Here is a 21,457-nt window from a genome sequence, read left to right as displayed (position 1 = left end):
CCCACAAAGACCGCTCCCACAGGGCTTGCGATCTGGTTGGCGTTCGTGCTCGGCATGGCACCCTTTTTTTCTGCCTTTGCCCTGGACCTGACCGAACATGAACAAGCCGGCAAACGCCTCTACCGCGAGGGCGTCTCCAGCAGTGACGCACAGCTGCAAGCCCGGGTCGGCGCCAGCGACATGACGGTCCCCGCCAGCGTGCTGCCCTGCGCCAGCTGCCACGGCAACGATGGCCGCGGTCGTGCCGAAGGTGGTGTGCGGCCACCCAGCCTAGACTGGCAGCGCCTGGCGCAAGGCCAAGGCGAACGCGAAAGCAACGGCCGCCGCTACCCGGCATACACCGACAGCAGCCTGGCCCGGGCCATTCAGCAAGGCGTCGACCCGGCCGGCAATCGCCTGGACCCGGCCATGCCGCGCTTTGAGCTGACCTTGGCCGACCAGCGCAACCTCACGGCCTACCTCAAGCGCCTGGCCCAGGACCGCGACCCTGGCGTGGAGGAGGGTGTGCTGCGCCTGGGTACCTTGCTGCCGGCGTCTGGCCCGCTGGCCGAGGCCGGGCAGGTGGTGCGTGCTGTGCTGGAAGACGGCCTGACGCAACTCAACCAGCAAGGTGGCATCCATGGGCGACGCCTGGAACTGGTGGTGCTCGACCCGGGCCCCGACCCGGTCAGCGCCGAGCGGGCGCTGCAACAGTTGCTGGAGCAGGAGCGAGTGTTCGCCCTGATCGCGCCATTGGCACCCATGCTCGACCAGCGCCTGGCAACCTTGCTGGCACCACACAATGTACCGCTGATCGGCAGCACCCCACGCAGCGGTGGCAGCCCACAGATTTTCGACCCGTTGCCCGGCTTGCCTGCGCAATTGCTCAGCCTGGCCGGCCACGCCCGCGCGGCGTTGGGCCTGGCAGCGGGCGACCTGCGTGTGGTGTATGCCGGCAACGAACAAGCGGCGTTGGCCGAGCAGGTGCGCGAACGCTTGCAGCAGCAGGGCTGGGTACCACCGGCGGCCCAGGCCTTTGCTGGCCAGCCCGTGGACGGGCGGGGCATTGTCTTCCTCGGCCGTGCCCAGGCCTTTGCCGAACTGGCTTCGGCACTGCAGTCAGCCGGCCGCCAGCCATACCTGTTCGCCGCCTCCAGCCAGGTGACCGGCGCCGTGGCGCGCTTGCCCGAGGTTTGGTCGCAACGGGTGTTCCTGGCTTATCCGTACGTGCCCGAGGACTGGACCGAACAGGGCCTGGCGACCCTGGCCGGCCTGCAGCAGCGCCAGGGCCTCGACCCACGCCAGGCGTCGTTGCAGGTCAACACACTGTGCGCCCTGCGCCTGTTGAGCGAAGCGTTGAAGCAGACTGGCCGTGACACCAGCCGCGAGCAGCTGATTGCCGCGCTGGAAGGCCTGCATGATGTGTCCACCGGCCTGACTCCGGCCTTGGGCTTCGGCCCAGGTCGCCGGCAAGGCATGGCCGGTGCCCATGTGGTGGCGGTGGCCCTGCCCGGGCCGCGCTTTACCGCAGTCACCCCGTACCGGCCACTGCCGGAAAACCCTTGAGCGGAGGTTGCCATGCGTGTTCTGTTGTTGTGCCTGTTGCAGGTGCTGGCCAAGGCAGCCTGGGCTGACATGCCGGTTGCGCGGGTCAACGGTGTGGAGATCGAGACGATGCGCCTGGAGCGCTATTTCAGCGAATACCTGGACGCCCAGGGCCGCGCGGTGGCCAGTATCCGCAACCCCAACCTGTATCAGCGCCTGCGCGATCAGGCCCTGGATGAGCTGATCGACAAGGAGCTGTTGTGGCAGGAGGCCCAGCGCCGCGGCATAGCCGTCAGCGATGAGCAGGTATCGGCGCATGTGGGCGAGGTCGAGGCTGCGCTTGGCAGCCCGGCAATTTTTGAGCGGCGGCTGGCGGAAGCGGGTTTCGATAGGGCACAGTACAATGAGTACACCCGGCGCGAGCTGGCCGCGCAGCAGGTGTATGCCCAGCTCAGCGCGGTGGCCGCGCCCAGCCAGGCCGAAGTGGAGGCATTCTATGATGCCAATTCGCGAAAACTGCAAGGAGTGCAGCAACAAAGTGACGACTCTTCGGTCATACGCGAACAGGGCCTGGCGCTGGCCAGGGCCGCGCTCATCGGGCAGCGGGAGGCGCAGGCGCGCCAGGCCGTGCGCCAACGTTTGCGTGCGTCCGCTACCGTTGAGATCGCCAACTGAGGCCCCTGATGGCGTTTCCCCAATGCTGGGGAATAACGAAGTAGCAGTGTGCCATCAGTTTCCCCGCATGTGGGGAACGGGGCCGGTGCGCCTGTTTGCCGCGTTGCGGGTGGTGATCGGCGCCCCTGCAAAATCAATGAGTTACGGTTATTCAGCATGACTATTCACGCCTGGCACGAAGCCTGCTCAAGCCTGTACAGGGGCGCACTTCGCAGACCGGGTTACCGGGCAGTTCTTGGGAGTCGACCTTGGTGAACAGAGTATTGGTAGTCGATGACGAACAGACTCTTGCGCAGAACCTGCAGGCGTACCTGCAGGCGCAAGGCCTGGAAGTTCATGTTGCCCACGACGGTGCCAGTGGTATCGAGCAGGCTGCAAGCCTGGCACCGCAAGTGATCGTGCTGGATTACCGCTTGCCCGACATGGAGGGGTTTCAGGTTCTGGAGACCGTACGCAGGAACAGGCAGTGCCACTTCGTGCTGATTACCGCCCACCCCACCGTCGAGGTGCGTGAGCGGGCCGCCGAACTGGGTGTGAGCCATGTCCTGTTCAAGCCGTTCCCGTTGGTGGAACTGGCCCGTGCGATCTTCGACCTGATGGGCATCGAGCGCCGGCGCAGGGCCACGGACAACCCGGCTGAAGGGTTCGTCGAACGACGCCAGAACAGGAACGAATCGTTCCCCCTGCAGTTGTACGATGGAAGCTGGGTTTTGGCCGACCGCCGCCGTAACGGCGCCAAGCCTCCAGGGCCCGACGACGATCAACTGCTCACAGGGGAATAGCGGCGCCCGCACCCTTGGCCGAGCCAACCTGCGACGCGCCCCTGAGCGGAGTCGCAGGCCATGCCAGAAGCATTCTATGCAACCCAGGACGCTCTACCGCCTGCACCGGCCTCTTCGCGGGTAAACCCGCTCCCACAGGGGCACTGCAATCCTGAAGATATCGAAAATCCTGTGGGGGCGGGTTTACCCGCTAAAGGGCCGGCACAGGTAAAAGCATATTCTGCCTACCCCCGCGACCTGTTGGCCCAGGCCCGCCTGCAAAGCAGCGACGAACGCCTGCTCACCCGCCTGGAACAGCTGGCCTGCGACACCCCCGACATCTTCACCCAGCGCCTGGGCCTGACCCTGCATTATCCGGTGCTGGGCAGCCATGCCCTGCTGGCCAGCACCCCACGCTTCGACAAGGTCAGCCTGGCGATGTGCCTGAAGCGTGAATTCGTGCTGATCGAGCAGGGCGGCCAACTGCTGGGCGTGTTCGCCGATCCCTTCGACCACGCCCGCCTGGCCTGGATCGACGATGTGCTGCAAGGCGCACCGCTGTACCTGGCCCATGCCGCAGACCTGGCCACCTTCCTGGCCCGCCACGAAGAAAGCTTCCACGCCGTGGACGCTCTTGACCACGACGCCGAAACCAGCAGCGAAAGCGACCCGCTGCAGCGCCTGTCGCTGGCCAGCATCAGCGAAGACCAGAGCCGCGTGGTCAAGCTGGTCAACTCTACCCTGTACGACGCCCTCAAGCTGCACGCCAGCGACATCCACCTGGGCATGACCGGCCAGGGCCTGACCATCAAGTACCGCATCGACGGCGTGCTCAACGGCGCCGGCAAGGCCAGCGGCAGCGCCTTCGCCGACCAGGTGATCTCGCGCATCAAAGTGATGGCCGAGTTGGACATCGGCGAAAAACGCGTGCCCCAGGACGGCCGTTTCAAGGTTGCCGTGGGCGACCGGCAAATCGACTTCCGGGTGTCGATCATGCCCAGCATCTTCGGCGAAGACGCGGTGCTGCGGGTGCTCGACAAGCAGGACCTGTCCGACCGGGTCAGCGGCGTGCAGCTGCAGGCCCTGGGCTTTGCCGAGGAAACCCTGCGCGCCCTGCGCCGGCTGGCCGCCGAACCGTACGGCATGATCCTGGTCACCGGCCCCACCGGCAGCGGCAAGACCACCACCCTGTACGCCATGATCAGCGAGATCAACCACGGCGTGGACAAGATCATCACCATCGAGGACCCGGTCGAATACCAGCTGCCCGGCGTGCTGCAGATCCCGGTCAACGAGAAGAAGGGCCTGACGTTCGCCCGCGGCCTGCGCTCGATCCTGCGCCACGACCCGGACAAGATCCTGGTCGGCGAAATCCGCGATCCGGACACCGCGCAAATTGCCGTGCAGTCGGCGCTCACCGGCCACCTGGTGTTCACCACCATCCACGCCAACAACGTATTCGATGTGATCGGCCGCTTCAGCCAGATGCAGGTCGACCCCTACAGCTTCGTCTCCGCGCTCAATGCGGTGCTGGCCCAGCGCCTGATCCGCCTGGCCTGCCCGCACTGCGCCACGCCGTGCGAAGTCGACGACGACACCCTGTACGGCGCAGGCCTGACCCGTGAGGGCGTGGCCGGCTGGAAGTTCGTCCGCGCCCAGGGTTGCGGTCAGTGCCGCGGCAGTGGCTACCGCGGCCGCAGCGCCATCGCCGAACTGCTGCACCTGGACGACGACCTGCGGCAGATGATCGTCGAGCGCCGCCCCCTGTCGCAAATCAAGAACCTCGCCTGCCAGCGCGGCCTGCGCCTGCTGCGGGCCTCGGCCCTGGACCTGGTCCGGGACGGCCGTACCACTCTCGAGGAGATCAACCGTGTCACATTCATCTGATCGTGGCGCTTACAGATACAGCGCCGTACTCGGTGCCGAAGGTGTGGGCCTGGGTAGTTGGCACGCCAATCACCACCAATGGCTGGGCAGCCGCGACTTTACCTGCGATGCCACCCAGCCGGCCTGGGAGGCCGCCGTCGACGCCCTGGCCACGCTGCTGGCCGAGCATGCTGTGCGCGGTGCCCAGTTGCGGGTACTGCTGTCGGCCCGCTACAGCCGCTTCTGCCTGGTGCCCTGGAGTGATGCCATCAGCCACCCGCGCGAGCTGGACGCCTACGCCCGGGCCTGTTTCGAAAACCTCTACGGGCAGCCGCTGGACGACTGGCGCATCGTGCTGTCGCCCGAGCCGGCAGGTGCCGCGCGCATCGCCACAGCTCTGCCCGAAGCCTTGCTGCAGCGGCTGCAGGCGCTGGGCCGGGAAAGCCACCTGAGTCTGCGCTCGGTGCAGCCGTACCTGATGGCCGCCTACAACCGCTGTTCGGCACAGCTGGAGCAGGGTGACTTCCTGTTCGTCCTGGCCGAACCGCGCCGCAGTGTGCTGCTGCTGGCCGCCGGAGGGGCCTGGCAGCAAGTGCTGGCGCAAGGCTGCGCCGATAGCGACCAGGCCCTGCAAGCACTGATCGAGCGCACCTGCGAGCTGTACGGTGAGCACCTGCCACGGGTCTACCTGCATGCCCCGGGCCGGGGCGAGGTGCCGCAACTGGCGGCGGTGCAGCTGTGCCAGCCGGCCAGCGATGCCGACCCGCTTTGCGCCATGTGGCGGGCGGTGGCCTGACATGCGCCGTCTCGACCTGGAATTCCAGCCCCGGCGCAGCAGCCCGTTGGCCTGGTCGCTGCTGGCCGTGGCGAGTGCCATGGTCGCCGGCCTGGTGCTGGTGCAACAAAGCTTGCAGGCCGAGCAGGTCGAAGTGGAGGCCAGCGTGCACCGCCTGGAGCAGCAACTGGGCCGTCGCCCAGCCACTGTCGCATTGCTGAGCAGCGCCGCCAGCCGCGAACAGGCCGAGCGCCTGGCGCAGATGCAAAGCGTGTCGCAGCAGCTGCAACGGCCCTGGCAGCAGCTGTTCGCCATGCTCGAAGCGCAGCCACAGGACGACGTGGCCCTGCTCAGCCTGGCCCCTGACGCGCGCAAAGGCCAGCTGCGCATTACCGCCGAGGCGCGCAACCTGGAAGCGATGTTGCAGTACCACCAGCGCCTGGAAGGCAGTGCCGAGCTCAGCGATGTGTCGCTGCTCAACCACGAGGTGCTGGCCGCCCAGCCCGAGCACCCGGTGCGCTTCACCCTCACCGCCACCTGGGAGACCGGCCATGCGCGCCCGTGAATCGCTGAACAGCCTGATCCTCCAGGAACGTCTGCGTCGCATCGGCCCGGTCGGCCTGGCTGCGGTTGCGGTGGGCCTGCTGGCCGTGGGCGTGCTGTGCGCCGGGGTGTTGCCGCAATGGCAGAGCCTGCGCGAGCTGCGCGCCGCCGAAGCGGACGCCAGCGTGCAGGTCGAACGGGTCCGGCGTGGCGAGCTGAAGATCGCCATCAAACCCGAGCAGCAGGCCCTCGACAGCCTGCGCCAGCAACTGCCGGGGCAGCCCCAGGCCAGTGCGCTGATCGAGCGCTTGTACCACCTGGCCAGCGCCGAGCACATCAGCCTCGCGCGTGGCGAATACGCCCTGGGCATCGACCCCAGGACGCAACTGGCGCGTTACCAGATCGTGCTGCCGGTGCGCGGCAGCTACCCGCAGATTCGTGGCTTCCTCAAGGGCCTGCTCAAGCAGTTGCCGACCCTGGTACTGGAAGACCTGGAGCTGCAACGCAAACGCATTGGCGACAGCGAGCTCAACGCCCGCCTGCGCATGACCCTTTACCTGTCGAGGTCGTGATGAACACACAACGTGCGGTCATCTGGGTTGGCTTCCTCGGCGTGAGCGCGGCGCTGGCCTGGGCCCCGGGCCACTGGTTTGGCCAGGAAGACGGCGTGGCCCCCTTCGCGGGCGCGCCCGCTCCCACAAAGGATTCGGCTGCGTCCCCGTCCCCTGTGGGAGCGGGTTCACCCGCGAATAGGCCGGAACAGGCCTCTGGTGATCTCTTCCCAACCCAGCAATGGACCAGACCCCAGGCCCTTGCCACCGTCACCGAACAACCCGTGAACGCCGCCCCGGTCGCCCCCTCAGCCCCGACCGCCCCGGCCCTGCCATTCCAGTTCATTGGCCGCATCGGCGACCGCGACGACCTGCAGATCTTTCTGCAGAGCGGAGAAAAACTCTACGTCGTGCGCCAGGGCGACGTGATCGAAGACACCTACCGCCTCGAACGGGTATCGGCCAGCGAGCTGCATCTGGTCTACCTGCCTTTGCATCAGTCGCAGACTTTGTCTGTAGGGAGCGCACCATGAAGTCGTCAAAGCTGTGCAAACCGGCTCCGTTCCTGCTAGTGGCGCTGTGCGTGGCCATTGCCGGCTGCGGCTCCAGCGCGGTACGCAAGGACAGCGACCAGCTGATGAAGGAGGGCCAGTACGAAGCCGGCATCGCCAGCCTGGAAGAAGCCTTGCGCGAAGACCCACGCGACACAGAGCTGAACATCGCCCTGGCCCACAGCCGCCAGGCCGCGGTCGAGGCGCTGCTGACCCAGGCCGACGCCGACCGTATCCGCCACGACTTCGCCAGCGCCCGCATGGGCTATGGCCGTGTGCTGACCCTGGAACCGAACAACCGCCGCGCCCAGGAAGGTATCCGCCAGCTGGAGCTGATCCGTACCCTTGACGAGCGCGTGGCGCTGGGCCAGGCGGCGCTGCGCCAGGGTGACCTGTTCGGTGCCGAGCGCTACATGCGCGAAGTGCTGCGCCTGGACCCGCAGAACCAGAAGGGCATTGCCCTGCGCAGCGACATCGAGAACGTGCAGGCGCGCACCGCGCAACCGTTCCCGCAGCTGCGCAGCAAGCTGGAGCGGCCGGTGACCCTGGAGTTTCGCGATGCCAACCTGAAGACCATCTTCGAGGTGCTGTCCCAGGTCGCCGGCATCAACTTCATCTTCGACAAGGACATGCGCCCGGACATGAAGGCCACCATCTTCGTGCGCGAGTTGCGCATCGAGGACGCCGTGGCACTGCTGCTGGAGCAGAACCAGCTGCGGCAGAAGATCGTCAACGAAAACACCCTGATGATCTACCCCGACTCGCCACAGAAGACCAAGGACTACCAGGAACTGGTCATGCGCACCTTCTACCTCACCAGCATCGACTCCAACACCGCGCTGAACATGGTCAAGACCATGCTCAAGACGCGCGACGTGTTCGTCGACGAACGCCTCAACACCTTGACCATGCGCGACACCCCCGATGCCGTGCGCATGGCCGAGAAGCTGCTGCAGTCGCAGGACCAGTCCAACCCCGAGGTGGTGCTGGAAGTGGAGGTGATGGAAGTGGCCACCTCGCGCATCCTCGACCTCGGCCTGCAATGGCCTAACACCTTCGGTGTGCTGAGCTCCGACGGCCAGCCGGTGAGCGTGCTCGACCAGCTCAAGGGCATCGACTCCAGCCGCATCAGCATCGCGCCGGCGCCGCAGGCCAAGATCAACGCCCAGGACAAGGACATCAACACCCTGGCCAGCCCGGTGATCCGCGTCAGCAACCGTGAGCAGGCACGCATCCACATCGGCCAGCGGGTGCCGATCATCAGCGCCACCTCGGTGCCGTCCACCCAGGGCCCGGTGATCACCGAAAGCGTCACCTACCTGGACGTCGGCCTGAAGCTTGAAGTGCAGCCCACCGTGCACCTGAACAACGAGGTGGCGATCAAGGTAGCCCTGGAGGTGAGCAACGCCACCCCGCTGGAGGCCACGCGTCAGGGCACCATCCCGGTCCAGGTCGACACCCGCAACGCCCAGACCACCCTGCGCCTGCACGATGGCGAAACCCAGGTGCTGGCCGGCCTGGTGCGCAACGACCACAACGCCAGCGGCAACAAGATACCGGGCCTTGGCGACATCCCCGGCCTGGGGCGGCTGTTCGGCAGCAACAAGGACGACATGAGCAAGTCGGAGCTGGTGCTGGCGATCACCCCGCGCATCGTGCGCAACCTGCCGTACCAGAGCCCGTCGGACATGGAGTTCGCCACCGGCACCGAGTCGGCCATGCAGGTGCGGCAGATGGCGCCGTTGCCGCCGGCAGATGTGCCTGGCAATGCCCCGGCCACCGACGCTCCGGTGGTGGAAAGCCAGATGGCGATCGCCCCGGCCAAAGGGAGCCCGCGGCCATGATCGCGCAGCGCCGCATGCAGGGCTTCAGCCTGATCGAGGTGGTGCTGACCCTGGCACTGCTCGGGATGCTTGCCAGCATGGCCGCACCGTTGACCGAAACCGTGGTGCGCCGCGGCAAGGAGCAGCAGCTGCGCGAGGCGCTGTACCAGATCCGCGATGCCATCGACGCCTACAAGCGCGCGTTCGATGCCGGCTACATCGAGAAGCGCCTGGACGCCAGTGGCTACCCGCCGAACCTGCAGGTGCTGGTCGACGGCGTGCGCGATGTGCGCAGTGCCAAGGGCGCCAAGTTCTACTTCCTGCGGCGCATCCCGCACGACCCGCTGGTGGCGGCCAAGGGTGAGGACGAAGGCGGGTGGGGGCTGCGCGCCTACGACAGCAGCCCCGACAACCCGCGCGAAGGCGAAGACGTGTTCGACGTGTATTCCAAGGCCCGCGGCAAAGGCCTGAACAACATCCCCTACGGGCAATGGTGACAGCCATGAAACGCAGCAAAGGCTTCACCCTGATCGAACTGCTGGTGGTGCTGGCGATCATCGCCACGCTGATGACCATCGCCATGCCGCGCTACTTCAACAGCCTGGAAAGCTCCCGCGAAGCCACCCTGCGCCAGAGCCTGGCGGTGTTGCGCGAGGCGCTGGACCATTACTACGGCGACACCGGCCACTACCCCGACTCGCTGGAGCAACTGGTGGAGCAGCGTTACCTGCGCAACACCCCGATAGACCCGATCACCGAGCGCAGCGATGCCTGGCAGCTGGTGCCACCGCCCGAAGGTGTGGCCGGCGGCGTGGCCGATATCAAGAGCGGTGCCACAGGGAGGGCGCGCGATGGCAGCCTGTTCGCGGAATGGTAAGGCCGACGCCGGCTTCACCTACCTGGGCGTGTTGCTGCTGATTGCGGTCAGCAGCGTGGCCCTGGCCGCCACCGGCACGCTCTGGGCCAGTGCTGCCCAGCGTGACCGCGAACGCCAACTGTTGTGGGTGGGCAGCCAATATGCACAGGCCCTGCGCAGCTACTACCGCGCCTCGCCGGGGCTGGCCCAGTATCCCCAGGAACTGGCCGACCTGCTGCAGGACAACCGCTTCCCGCAGGCCAGGCGGCACATTCGCCGGCTGTACCCCGACCCCATCACCAACAGTGACGATTGGGGCCTGCTGCGCTCGATCGATGGCCGCATCACCGGCGTGCACAGCCGCTCGGACGCCACCCCGTTCAAGCGCAGTGGCTTCAGCGCCGAATGGAGCGGTTTCGACGGGCTGGAGCACTACAGCGACTGGCAGTTCGTCGCCGAGCAGGCCTTTGCCGAAAGTGCCGGTGGCGTGCAGACCCATGCCGGCCCGGGAGACACGCCATGAGCCGCCTGGCCGCGCTGTATCTGGGCCTGCTGCTGGTGGCAGTGCTGGCCACCTCGGCCAGGGCAGGGGACGAGGACGAGATGCAAGGTTTCATCGTCGACAACACCATCTCGCACATCGGCCACGACTTTTACTACTACTTTGCCGACCGCCTGCGCGCCACCAGCCGGCTGGATTTCAACCTGGTGGTGCGCGAACGCCCGGATGCCCGCTGGGGCAGCCTGGTCACCGTGGAATTCGAGCGTGAGGTGGTGTACCGCCGCTTTCTGCCACCGAACACCACCGAGCTCAAGGACGAGGCCGTTGCAGCAGCCGACCTGGTCAAGCAGCAAATCATCCAACGCAAGTTGCAACGCCTGCTGCAGGACACCACCGATCTGGAGAGGGACGAGCTATGAAGTACCACATACCCCGTTGCATCGCCGCCTGCCTGTTTGCCAGCGCATGTGCCGCCCAGGCCACCGAGCTGGTGTACACCCCGGTCAACCCGGCCTTTGGCGGCAACCCGCTCAATGGCACCTGGTTGCTGAACAACGCTCAGGCGCAGAACGACCACGACGACCCCGACCTCAAGGACCGCTCCTCGGCCTTTGCCGGCACCACGGCCCTGGAGCGCTTCAGCAACCAGCTGGAGTCGCGGATGTTGTCGCAGTTGCTGGACAACATCAGTAACGGCAACACCGGCAGCATGGCGACCGATGCGTTTCTCATCGACGTCATCGACGATTCCGGGGCCTTGAGCATCAAGGTCACCGATCGCGCCACAGGAGAAATCTCGATCATTGAGGTCAGCGGCCTGAACCCTTGAGGGGGAAGGGCTATTTGTTGGGGAGAGAACACCATGAAACGTCTGCTGAGCACACTGCTGATTCTCACGGCCCTGGGCCTGCACGGTTGTGGCCTGCGCGAACCGATGCCCGCCGAACAGGACTCGGAAACCCCGACCCTGACCCCCCGGGCCTCGACCTACTACGACCTGATCAACATGCCACGGCCCAAGGGCCGGTTGATGGCGGTGGTGTACGGCTTCCGCGACCAGACCGGGCAGTACAAGCCGACCCCGGCCAGCTCGTTCTCCACCAGCGTCACCCAGGGCGCGGCAAGCATGCTGATGGACGCCCTGAACGCCAGCGGCTGGTTCGTGGTACTGGAGCGTGAAGGCCTGCAGAACCTGTTGACCGAGCGCAAGATCATCCGTGCTTCGCAGAAAAAGCCTGATGTACCGGAAAACATCATGGGCGAGCTGCCTCCGCTGCAGGCCGCCAACCTGATGCTGGAGGGCGGTATCATCGCCTACGACACCAACGTGCGCAGCGGCGGCGAGGGTGCTCGTTACCTGGGTATAGACATCTCCCGCGAGTACCGCGTCGACCAGGTGACCGTTAACCTGCGTGCGGTGGACGTGCGCACCGGGCAGGTGCTGGCCAATGTGATGACCAGCAAGACCATCTATTCGGTCGGCCGCAGCGCCGGGGTGTTCAAGTTCATCGAGTTCAAGAAGCTGCTCGAGGCCGAGGTGGGGTACACCACCAACGAACCGGCGCAGCTGTGCGTGCTGTCGGCGATCGAGGCGGCGGTGGGGCATCTGCTGGCGCAGGGGATTGAACGGCGGCTGTGGCAGGTGGCGGGGGATGCGGGGGAAGGGCAGGCTACGGTGGACAAGTACCTGAGCCAGAATCAGCAGCCGTGATTGGCTACGAGGGCCTCTGCGCGGGTGAACCCGCTCCCACAGGTACAGCTTCAACTCGAAGCCCGCGCTGTCCCTGTGGGAGCGGGCGCGCCCGCGAAGCAGGCGACGCGGTGGATGGCACCGGCTTTGCCGGTGTTCGCGGGCATGCCCGCTCCCACAGGTACCGTGTGATCTCAAGTGCGACGCCGGCCCTGTGGGAGCGGGTTTACCCGCGAATGGGGCGGTGCCGGGTGTCTGGCGGGTACCTGGGCTTTGTTGAAATCAAGCGGCAGCTGTGATTGACCTCGTGGGCCTCTTCGCGGGTGGACCCGCTCCCACAAAGCTTGCGCAAGCTTTCAGATCTTGAGCAAGGCGGCGCTCCTGCGTGTCCCTTTACGTAAACGTCACCATATGCCACCTTCTACCGCAGCCTGATGACGGCCAGGGATTTCTCCCGCAAACTGCGGAAAATTCCCAAGCCCGTTCCCCGCCACCTTGGTGGGGCACAGCCGGAGTAGAAAATGGCGCGACAACTAATAACAAACGCCCACGACCCGCTGCACGAATCCCGCCAGGCCCGCCTCAGGCTGGCCAGCGAAGGCGAGCTGCCACTGGGCATGCTGCGCGACGAGATCGATGCCTCCTGGCGCCGCAGTCTGGGCCATGGCCTGGATTGCCTGCAGGGCGAGCAGGTCGGCCTGGGCCTGGAGCAGGGCCACGACCTGCGCATGCTGCTGGAGCGCAATCGCCTGCTGGTCGACGCCGTTACCCCCGAACTGGACTACCTGGTCGCGCGCCAGGGCAAGGCCGGCATCGTCATCCTCGGCGACGCCCAGGCCAACGTGCTGGCCATAGAAGGGCAGAAGCACGTGCTGCAACGCGAGGGCCTGCGTGACCTGCACCCGGGCAGTTGCTGGAGCGAGTCATTGCGCGGCACCAACGCCATCGGCACGGCAGTGGTAGAAGGCCGGCCGACCTTGATCAACTGCGGCGAACATTACCTCGACCGCCTCAGCCCGTTCTCCTGCACTTCGGTACCCCTGCGCGACCCGCGCGGCGAGGTGATCGGCGTGCTCGACATCACCCGTGAAGGGGTGATGGCGCAACCACAGGACAGCCTGTCGACGCTGATGCTGGCGGCCGGCAACATCGAAAGCCGCATGTTCGGCCTGTGCCACCCAGAGCAATTGGTGCTGGCCTTCCATAGCCGCCCGCAATACCTCAACAGTGCCTGGCATGGCCTGCTGGCGCTGAGCCTGGACGGCGAGGTGCTGGCTGCCAACGACAGTGCCTGCCAGCTGTTGCAGGTGCCGCGCCATGAGCTGTTGGGCCGGCGCAGCAGCGACCTGCTGGGTGAACGGTCACCGGCCTTCATCGCCCGCCTGTGGCAGGGCGGGGTTAGCAGCGTGCAAACGGCCAAGGGCGAGTTCTACTTCCGCGTCCTGCAGCTGCCGCGCCATGGCCGGGTCAACGGCAGCACGCCGGTGAGCAAGCCGGCGCCGGGCAAGCAGTCGCCAGCCCTCGACGCCCTGGCCGGTGGCGACCCGCGCCTGGCGCGCAACCTGCGCATGGCCCGCCAGGGACTGGGCAATGGCCTGCCGGTGCTGTTGCTGGGCGAGACCGGTACCGGCAAGGAGGTCGTCGCCCGGGCTCTGCATCAGGCCAGCCCGCGTGCCGACAAACCGTTCGTGGCCGTCAACTGCGCGGCCATCCCCGAAGGGCTGATCGAGTCCGAACTGTTCGGCTACCGTGAAGGCGCGTTCACCGGTTCGCGCCGGGGCGGCATGGTCGGCCGGCTGATGCAGGCCCATGGCGGCACGCTGTTCCTCGACGAAATCGGCGACATGCCGCTAGCGCTGCAGGCGCGCTTGTTGCGGGTACTGCAGGAACGGCGAGTGGCCCCGCTGGGGGCGGGCGACGAGCAGGAAATCGACGTGGCATTGATCTGTGCCACCCACCGCGACCTCAAGCGCCTGGTGCAGGAGCAGCACTTCCGCGAAGACCTTTACTACCGGGTCAACGGCGTGTCGCTGCGCCTGCCGGCACTGCGCGAGCGTGATGACCTGGCGGCGATCATCCAGGGGCTGCTGGACAAGTCAGATGCCCGGGGCGTGACGCTGGACCCTGCCCTGACCGCGCTGCTCGAAGGCTTCGACTGGCCGGGCAACATCCGTCAGCTGGAAATGGTCGTGCGCACCGCGCTGGCCATGCGCGAGGACGGCGAGCAGGTGCTGACCCTCGACCACCTCACCGACTGCCTGCTGGACGACCTGGCCAGTGGCACGGCACCTTCCGGCAGCCTCAAGGACAACGAACTGGAGCTGATCCGTGGCGCCTTGGCGCGCCATCAGGGCAACGTGTCCGCGGCGGCCGAGGCGCTGGGTATCAGCCGGGCGACGCTGTACCGCAAGCTCAAGCAGTTGCGCGGCTGACGTGGGCGGCCTGTTCGCCCGGCTGGTGGAATCCAGCGACCCTGTGCTCATGCGCCAGGCGTTGGCCTGGCTGTATGGTTTCGTGCGCCCCCATCGACGCGCCATCGGCCTGTTGCTCGGCCTGTCGCTGGGCGCCTCGTTGCTGGCGCTGGCGCAACCCTGGCTGGTCAAGACGCTGATCGACGAGGGGCTGCTGGCCAAGGACTACCAGACCCTCTGGCACATGGCCGCGATCATGATCGGCGCGGGCCTGCTGGGTACCGTGCTGGCCGGGGTAAACCGCTACCTGCACACGCGCTTGTCGGGGCGCATCCTGTTTGCCCTGCGCGATGACCTTTACCGCCACCTGCAGCAGCTGTCGCCAACGTTCTATGGGCGGCGGCGCATCGGCGACATCCTTTCGCGGCTGGATGGCGATGTGGCGGAAATCCAGCGCTTTGCCGTGGATTCGCTGTTTTCGGCGGTGTCGGCGGTGATCGGCCTGGTGGGCGCGGTGGTGCTGATGCTGATGCTGTCGTGGCAACTGTCGCTGCTGCTGGCGCTGCTGGTGCCGATCGAAGTGCTGTGGCTGCGCTGGATGCGGCGCAAGGTGGAGCGCGAAGTACGCAACCTGCGCGAACGCTCGGCGGATGTGTCGTCGTTCCTGGTCGAAACCCTGCCGGCGATGAAGTTCATCCAGGCCGCCGGCCAGCAGGGCCGCGAGGCGGGGCGCCTGGACCAGTTGGGCCAGGGCTACATGCGCCAGTTGCTGAAGGTGCAGGTGACCGAGTTCTTCACCCAGGCCGTTCCCGGCACGCTGACCTCATGGTGCCGCGCCTGCGCGTTTCTGGTTGGCGGCTGGTGGGTGATCCAGGGCACCTGGCAACTAGGGGCGCTGATCGCATTTTCCACCTACATGGGCATGGCGGTAGGGCCGGTGCAGAGCCTGCTGGGCCTGTACGTGGCGGTGCAGCGCATGGCGGTGAGCCTGGGGCGGGTGATGGAGCTGAAGCAAGAGGCCGTGGCCGTGCGCCCGGCAGCCAACCCGCAGCCGATGCCCGACGGCCCGGGCGAATTGCGCCTCGAGGGGGTGAGTTTTGCCCATGAAGGGCGCCAGGGCGCGGTGCTGAACGAGGTGCAGGTGTGCTTGCCGGGTGGCCTGAAGGTGGCCATCAGTGGTGCCTCGGGGGTGGGCAAGTCGACCCTGATCGACCTGCTGCAGCGCTTCTATGACCCAGACGCCGGGCGCATCCTGCTGGACGGCACCGACCTGCGTGAATTGGACCTGACCACGCTGCGTCGGCGCATTGCGGTGGTCAGCCAGGATATCGTGCTGTTCCGCGGCACCCTGGCACAGAACCTGGCCTACGGCGTGCCCGAGGCAAGCCGTGAGGAACTGGAACGGGTAGTGCGCCTGGCGCGGCTGGACAGCCTGGTCGACAGCCTGCCGCTGGGCCTGGACGGCCTGCTGGGTGAGCGTGGCCAGCAGTTGTCGGGCGGGCAGAAACAACGCATTGCCATCGCCCGCGCGGTGTTGCAGGCGCCGGCGATCCTGGTGCTGGACGAGGCTACATCGGCGGTGGACGAAGCCACCGAGCGCGAGGTGATCGCGGCCATCGACCAGCTGTTCGCCGGCCGCACGCGCATCCTGATCAGCCATCGTGCTTCGACCCTGGCCGATGCCGACCTGCACCTGCAGCTGCACGATGGCCAGTTGCAGGTGTTGCCCGAGGAGGTGATCAAGCATGGGCACTGACTTGCGCGTTGGCGTCATCGACAGTGGTTGCTCGCCGGAGCAGGCCAGTGCATTGCTGGGCGCGCGCCGCTTCTGGCTGGAGGACGGCCGGTTGCGCGAAGGTGACCTGCTGCCCGACCAGCTTGGGCACGGTAGCGCCGTGCTCGCCGGCTTGCAGCGGGAGGCAGGGCCGGTGCCCGTGCTGCTGGCCCAGGTTTTCGGCGCCCAGGCCAGCACCAGTGCCCTGCAGGTGGCGGCCGCGCTGCTGTGGCTGGTGGAGGCGGGGGCTACGCTGGTCAACCTCAGCCTTGGCCTGCAGCAGGACCGGCCTGTGCTGCACCAGGCCTGCGCCGAGGCTTTGGCCGCGGGTGTGCTGTTGTGCGCCTCCAGCCCGGCCCAGGGCGGGCCGGTGTATCCGGCCAGCTACCCCGGGGTGATCCGGGTTACCGGCGATGCCCGCTGTGCGCCGGGCCAGTGGTCCTGGCTGGGTACCCGGCAGGCGGACTTTGGCGGTTATGTGGGCGTGGGCGGCAGGGCGGGCGCGAGCCTGGGCTGTGCGGCCCTGAGTGGCAGGGTGGCTGCGTTGCTGCGTGATCAGCCGGGCATGGACCACCCGCAGGTTCATGACTGGTTGCGCCTCCACGCGGCGTTTGCCGGCCCTGAGCGACGAGGTGCCGGCCATGGCTGAACCACGCATTGTGGTGCTGGGGGCAGGCCCTGCGGGTGCGGCCACGGCCATTGGCCTGCGGCGGCTGGGCTATGCGGTGACGGTGGTGTCCGAATGGCGCCGGTTTGCGGCGGTCGAAGGGGTTTCGCAGCGGGTGCTGGAGGGTCTGCGCCACGCCGGCCTTGGCGGGGCGTTGCGCCAGGCGGCAATGCCGGCGACTCGGCAAGTGCACTGGAATGGCCAGCAGCTGCACCTGAACCAGGAATTTCTGCTGGATCGGCAAAGGTTTGACCGGGCGCTGCGCGACGACCTTCAGCGTGCGGGTGTGAGCGTGGTCGAGGGGCGGGTGCGTGAGGTGGTTCGCGAAGTCGGTCATGGTATTCGCCTGGACGACGGGCAGGTACTGCAGGCCGATTTCCTGGTCGAAGCCCGAGGCCGTCAGGCCCCGCTGGCTGCCGATCGCCTGCGCGGGCCGGAGACGGTCAGCTTGCTGAATGTCTGGCAGGCCGCCCCCGGGGCGTCCGCATCGGCGGTGGAGAGCCTGGCGGATGGCTGGGCGTGGATGGCGCGCCTGGAAGACGGCCGCTGCTACTGGCAAGTCACCCTGGACGCCGCGGGGCTGCCGGGCAAGGCCGGGTTGGCGGATTACTGCGCGGCGCGGCGAGCCGACAGCGCGCTGGTGGCCGAGCTGTTCGATGCCAGGGCATTGGCGTCGGCAGAGGTGCATGCTCGCAGCAGTACCGCGATTCTGGCTGGTGAGTGCGTCGGGCAGGACTGGATACGCGTGGGCGATGCCGCGATGGCCGTTGACCCACTATCGGGCAACGGGATCTTCCAGTCGCTGTCTTCGGCGCTGCAGGCGCCGGTGGTGATCAATACCTTGCTGCGCAGGCCCGAGCGGGCAGGGTTGGCGCGGCAGTTTCACCAGCAGCGGATCGAACAGCTGTTTTTGCGCTTTGCCCGGATCGGGCGGGATTTCTATGGCCAAGAGCAGGGGCGCGTGGGGCAGCCGTTCTGGGCACGGCGGCAGGGGTGGCCGGACATGCAGGCATTGCACGTGGCGGCGGACTGGAGTGCGGTGAGGGTCGAGCGGCGGCCGGTGTTGCGTGACGGGCTGGTGGATGAGGCGGAAGTGGTGGTGACGGCGGATCAGCCGTTGGGGGTGTGGCATTTGCAGGGGGTGGAGCTGGCGCCGGCGGTGCGGGAGTTGCAGGCTGGTCGGCCTCTTGAGGCAGTGGTGTCGGGCCTGTCGGGGGAGCAGCAGAGAATGGTGCGGCGGTGGTTGTTGGAGCAGGGTCTGGCTTGAGATTGCAGGGGCCGCTTTGCGGCCCTTTCGCGACACAAGGCCGCTCCCACAGGTTCACGCCATGCCTGAGGGCAGCGCTGTACCTGTGGGAGCGGCCTTGTGTCGCGATGGGCTGCGCAGCAGCCCCAGGATTTCGAATCAGAAGAAAGTCCCGACGATCAACTGCATATAGGTCCCGGTATCCCGCCCGCCCAACTGCGTGCCGCCATCGGCCGCGTTGCGCTCCGGCTTGTAGAACCCTACCAGCGGGCTGATCAGCAGATGGTCATTGACCATCCATTCCACATACAGGTCCAGCTCCCGCCCGCCCAGGTTGCCCTGGTCGGTGTCCAGCGTATCGAAGTCGAAGTACAGCGCCCCGACGGTCAGGTTGGCCCGTGGTTTGCCCTTCAACGCCACGTGATGTACCTGGCTGTTGCTGTTGAACGGCCCGGCATAGTTGGCTGCCACCTCACCCTGGAACCAGGTGCCATAGCCACGGCTCAAGCCATAGAACAACGGGTCGAAGTCTTCGGAAAAGCGGCTGTAGCGGTAGGTGGCGGTGGGTGACCAGGGCAGTTCGGAGAAGGTCCAGTTGCCTTCCAGGTACCAGGCGTTCTCCCGCCCGCCGGTTTTGTCCTGGGTCACGTACTCGGCGGCCAGCTCCAGGTCTTTCACCCCCAGGTTGCCACGCCCGCGCAGGCTGGCGGTGTCCATGCCGTCACGGTGTTCCAGGCCCATGATCTGCGCGTAGCGCTGGTCCACGTCGAGGCCGCGGATCCAGCTCAGGCCCACGGTGCCGGCGTCGGCGACGTGTTCCAGGTTGGCCACCGCCAGTGAGGTGTCGGCCTGGTAATGGTTGTCGGACTTCAGCCACATCAGGTCGCTGCGCCAGCCTTGCTTGCCGCCCAGGCGCAGCACGGCGGTGCGGTCGAAGGCCTTGCGTGCGGCCAGGTAGTAGGCACCGCCGCGGTCGAAGTTGGCGCCCAGGTCGACCTTGCCCAGGTTCACCGGATCGCCCTGGATCAGGAAACCGTCGCCCAGGGTCACCACTTGGCGGCCGCCGGAAATATCCACGCCGTCCTCCCCCAGGGCCGGGAACAGGTTGGCCGAGCGCCAGCCCAGGTACAGGTCTTCGATGGCGGTGCGGCGCTCGTCGCCCAGGGTAAGGCCGGCGGCATCGCCATCGCCCCAGGTGGCGGAGCTGAGCAGGTTGAAGGCGCCGTAGAGCGCGCCGCTGTCGGCCAGGGCCTGGCTGCCGCTGAGGCCATACTTGACGTAGCCTTCCTGCCAGGCGGTGCTGCCGGGCTTGCGGTTGCCGGCCAGGTTGAAGCTTTCGTCGCTGTGGAAGGCGCCGAACAGGGCTTCGAGGTCGGCGTTGAGGGTGGTGCCGTCGTGGTTGTACAGCTCGTAGGCCTGGGTGACTTGGGCGGCGAACAGCAGGGCCAATGTGCAGGCGAGTTTGTGCCTCATGGTGTGCTCCATGTTTTTGTTGTTGTTTTCGGGTTGCCTGTGCCGGCGTCTTCGCAGCACAAGGCTGCTCCTACAAGGACCCCACAGTATTCAGGCCTGTGGTGATCCTGTGGGAGCGGGTTTACCCGCGAAAGGGCCGGTACTGGCTGAAGATCAGAGCTTGATCAACACCGACTTCAGCTCGGTGTAGTGCTCGATGGCAGCGGCCCCCATCTCACGGCCGACCCCGGACATCTTGTAGCCGCCAAACGGCAAGGCAGGGTCGAGGGCGCTGTGGCAGTTGACCCACACCGACCCTGACTTGATGCGCGGGATCATCCGGTGCACGGCGGCCAGGTCGTTGGACCAGATGCTCGCACCCAGGCCGTAGGGGTTGTCGTTGGCCATGCCGATCACTTCGTCGATGTCATCGAACGGCATCGCCACCAGCACCGGCCCGAAGATCTCTTCCTGCACCAGGCGGTGGCGCTGGTCGACATCGACGATCACCGTCGGCTTGACGAAGTAACCCGGCCCGAAGCCTTCGCCGCCGCAGGCAATGGTCGCACCCAGCTCGCGGCCAAGCTCGATGTAGCCGGTGACGCGGTCCTGCTGCTTGGCCGAAATCAGCGGGCCCATCTGCACCGCCGGGTCAAGGCCGCTGCCCAGCTTCATGCCGTTGGCGATGCCGGCGATGTCGGCCACCACGTTGTCGAAGTGCTTGCGGTGCACGTACAGGCGGGACCCGGCGCAGCATACCTGGCCCTGGTTGAAGAAGATCGCCGTGGCGGCGCCGGCAGCGGCTTCCTGAAGGTTGGCGTCGGGCATGACGATGGTCGGCGACTTGCCACCGAGTTCCAGGGTGACGCGGGTCATGTTGTCCATGGCCGCCTTGCCGATCAGCTTGCCGACCTCGGTGGAGCCGGTAAAGGTCAGCTTGTCCACGCCGGGGTGGCGGCTGAGTGCGGCGCCAGCGTTCAGGCCGGTGCCGGTGACCACGTTGAACACGCCAGCCGGGTAGCCGGCTTCGTCCACCAGCTCAGCCAGCTTGAGCACGCTCAGCGGGGTTTCGTCGGCGGGCTTGAGCACTACGGTGCAACCGGTAGCCAGGGCCGGGCCGAGCTTCCAGCAAGCCAGCAGCAACGGGAAGTTCCAGGCGACGATGGCGCCGACCACGCCCACTGCCTCGCGTCGCACGAAACCATGGAACTGGTCGTTGGGCATCAACGGCATCGAGGCTTCGACGGTGCTACCCTCGATCTTGGTAGCCCAGCCGGCCATGTAGCGCAGGAAGTCGATGGCCAGTTGCACGTCCATCACCTGGGCCACGGCGGCGCTCTTGCCATTGTTCAGGCATTCCAGTTCGGCCAGCTGGCGGGCGTCGCGTTCCATCAGGTCGGCCAGGCGCCACAGCAGGTTCTGCCGTTCGCGTGGACGCAGGCGGCTCCACGGCGAATCATCGAAGGCCTGGCGCGCGGCGCGCACGGCGCGGTCGACATCTTCGGCCTCGGCGGCGGGCACTTCACCCAGTACCTCGCCAGTGGCCGGGTTGCGGAACGACAGGGTGCGACCGCTGGCGGCGTCCTGCCAGTCGGCGCCGATGCGCATCTTCAGCTTGCGTTCGAGAAAGGCGCGGGTGGCGGGCAGGATGGGCAGTTCGGAAAGCATGGGACGGTGCCTCTTGTCATTGGATGTGACGGGCACAGGCGCAATGGGCGTGCCAAGGTCGGCAGATGGCCGCAAGCCGTTGAGCAGGTTGGTTTTTGTCCTGGGGCAAGGTTGGGATTGCA

At 66.8% G+C, this 21,457-nt stretch carries 21 protein-coding genes; 19 read left to right on the top strand and 2 right to left on the bottom strand.

The window, feature by feature from the left end:
* From ACK1U9_RS05065 to qhpG, 19 genes are all read left to right on the top strand, one after another.
* Positions 1 to 1,545 (top strand): cytochrome c/ABC transporter substrate-binding protein (locus tag ACK1U9_RS05065; RefSeq protein ID WP_449109743.1); only part of this gene is annotated, 1,545 nt, incomplete at its 5' end.
* A 12-nt stretch (positions 1,546 to 1,557) separates the two neighbouring features.
* Positions 1,558 to 2,199, top strand: coding sequence for a SurA N-terminal domain-containing protein (locus tag ACK1U9_RS05060; RefSeq protein WP_108481597.1), 642 nt, complete (start codon positions 1,558 to 1,560; stop codon positions 2,197 to 2,199).
* A 248-nt stretch (positions 2,200 to 2,447) separates the two neighbouring features.
* Positions 2,448 to 2,981 carry a response regulator gene (locus ACK1U9_RS05055; protein ID WP_046614351.1) on the top strand — a complete coding sequence of 178 codons (534 nt, stop codon included), beginning with the start codon at positions 2,448 to 2,450 and terminating at the stop codon, positions 2,979 to 2,981.
* Positions 2,982 to 3,041: 60 nt separating this feature from the next.
* Positions 3,042 to 4,847 carry a GspE/PulE family protein gene (locus tag ACK1U9_RS05050; protein ID WP_258229947.1) on the top strand — a complete coding sequence of 602 codons (1,806 nt, stop codon included), beginning with the start codon at positions 3,042 to 3,044 and terminating at the stop codon, positions 4,845 to 4,847.
* Positions 4,831 to 5,622 (top strand): hypothetical protein, encoded by a 792-nt coding sequence (locus tag ACK1U9_RS05045; protein ID WP_046614349.1) that lies wholly within the window; start codon positions 4,831 to 4,833, stop codon positions 5,620 to 5,622. Before ACK1U9_RS05050 ends, ACK1U9_RS05045 begins: the two co-directional genes overlap by 17 nt.
* 1 nt (position 5,623) lies before the next feature.
* Positions 5,624 to 6,166, top strand: a complete 543-nt coding sequence (locus ACK1U9_RS05040) for a PilN domain-containing protein (RefSeq protein ID WP_108481599.1) — start codon at positions 5,624 to 5,626, stop codon at positions 6,164 to 6,166.
* The gene (locus ACK1U9_RS05035; protein ID WP_046614347.1) at positions 6,153 to 6,716 is read left to right on the top strand and encodes a GspMb/PilO family protein; all 564 of its coding nucleotides are present in this window, start codon (positions 6,153 to 6,155) and stop codon (positions 6,714 to 6,716) included. The genes ACK1U9_RS05040 and ACK1U9_RS05035 overlap by 14 nt, the downstream gene beginning before the upstream one ends.
* Positions 6,716 to 7,228, top strand: coding sequence for a hypothetical protein (locus ACK1U9_RS05030; RefSeq protein WP_085600770.1), 513 nt, complete (start codon positions 6,716 to 6,718; stop codon positions 7,226 to 7,228). The genes ACK1U9_RS05035 and ACK1U9_RS05030 overlap by 1 nt, the downstream gene beginning before the upstream one ends.
* Positions 7,225 to 9,090, top strand: a complete 1,866-nt coding sequence (locus tag ACK1U9_RS05025) for a secretin N-terminal domain-containing protein (RefSeq protein ID WP_046614345.1) — start codon at positions 7,225 to 7,227, stop codon at positions 9,088 to 9,090. Before ACK1U9_RS05030 ends, ACK1U9_RS05025 begins: the two co-directional genes overlap by 4 nt.
* Entirely contained in the window at positions 9,087 to 9,566 is a 480-nt protein-coding gene (locus tag ACK1U9_RS05020) for a type II secretion system protein (protein WP_046614344.1), read from the top strand. The genes ACK1U9_RS05025 and ACK1U9_RS05020 overlap by 4 nt, the downstream gene beginning before the upstream one ends.
* Before the next feature lie 5 nt (positions 9,567 to 9,571).
* Positions 9,572 to 9,946 carry a type II secretion system protein gene (locus ACK1U9_RS05015; protein ID WP_024087221.1) on the top strand — a complete coding sequence of 125 codons (375 nt, stop codon included), beginning with the start codon at positions 9,572 to 9,574 and terminating at the stop codon, positions 9,944 to 9,946.
* Positions 9,921 to 10,448 carry a type II secretion system protein gene (locus tag ACK1U9_RS05010; protein ID WP_038409722.1) on the top strand — a complete coding sequence of 176 codons (528 nt, stop codon included), beginning with the start codon at positions 9,921 to 9,923 and terminating at the stop codon, positions 10,446 to 10,448. Before ACK1U9_RS05015 ends, ACK1U9_RS05010 begins: the two co-directional genes overlap by 26 nt.
* Complete coding sequence (csgE, locus tag ACK1U9_RS05005) at positions 10,445 to 10,846, top strand: curli production assembly/transport protein CsgE (protein ID WP_046614343.1); 402 nt, start codon at positions 10,445 to 10,447, stop codon at positions 10,844 to 10,846. The genes ACK1U9_RS05010 and csgE overlap by 4 nt, the downstream gene beginning before the upstream one ends.
* Positions 10,843 to 11,256, top strand: a complete 414-nt coding sequence (locus tag ACK1U9_RS05000) for a curli assembly protein CsgF (protein ID WP_046614342.1) — start codon at positions 10,843 to 10,845, stop codon at positions 11,254 to 11,256. Before csgE ends, ACK1U9_RS05000 begins: the two co-directional genes overlap by 4 nt.
* A gap of 33 nt (positions 11,257 to 11,289) precedes the next feature.
* A complete protein-coding gene (locus ACK1U9_RS04995) occupies positions 11,290 to 12,138 on the top strand; it encodes a CsgG/HfaB family protein (protein WP_015270587.1) in 849 nt (282 codons plus the stop codon).
* Positions 12,139 to 12,638: 500 nt separating this feature from the next.
* Positions 12,639 to 14,549 (top strand): sigma-54-dependent Fis family transcriptional regulator, encoded by a 1,911-nt coding sequence (locus ACK1U9_RS04990; protein WP_108479953.1) that lies wholly within the window; start codon positions 12,639 to 12,641, stop codon positions 14,547 to 14,549.
* 1 nt (position 14,550) lies between these two features.
* Positions 14,551 to 16,284 carry an ABC transporter ATP-binding protein gene (locus ACK1U9_RS04985; RefSeq protein ID WP_108479952.1) on the top strand — a complete coding sequence of 578 codons (1,734 nt, stop codon included), beginning with the start codon at positions 14,551 to 14,553 and terminating at the stop codon, positions 16,282 to 16,284.
* Complete coding sequence (gene qhpE, locus ACK1U9_RS04980) at positions 16,274 to 16,951, top strand: subtilisin-like serine protease QhpE (RefSeq protein ID WP_108479951.1); 678 nt, start codon at positions 16,274 to 16,276, stop codon at positions 16,949 to 16,951. Before ACK1U9_RS04985 ends, qhpE begins: the two co-directional genes overlap by 11 nt.
* Positions 16,944 to 18,236, top strand: coding sequence for a flavin-dependent monooxygenase QhpG (qhpG, locus tag ACK1U9_RS04975; protein ID WP_449109742.1), 1,293 nt, complete (start codon positions 16,944 to 16,946; stop codon positions 18,234 to 18,236). The genes qhpE and qhpG overlap by 8 nt, the downstream gene beginning before the upstream one ends.
* Before the next feature lie 138 nt (positions 18,237 to 18,374).
* Here qhpG and ACK1U9_RS04970 read toward each other — a convergent pair whose 3' ends face one another.
* Complete coding sequence (locus ACK1U9_RS04970) at positions 18,375 to 19,688, bottom strand: hypothetical protein (RefSeq protein WP_108481228.1); 1,314 nt, start codon at positions 19,686 to 19,688, stop codon at positions 18,375 to 18,377.
* A 153-nt stretch (positions 19,689 to 19,841) separates the two neighbouring features.
* Positions 19,842 to 21,335, bottom strand: a complete 1,494-nt coding sequence (locus tag ACK1U9_RS04965; RefSeq protein ID WP_046614337.1) for an aldehyde dehydrogenase family protein — start codon at positions 21,333 to 21,335, stop codon at positions 19,842 to 19,844.
* Positions 21,336 to 21,457: the final 122 nt, after the last annotated feature.

It is taken from the genome of Pseudomonas sp. XP1, assembly GCF_053557675.1.
This window is presented reverse-complemented; position numbering and strand designations above follow the sequence as displayed.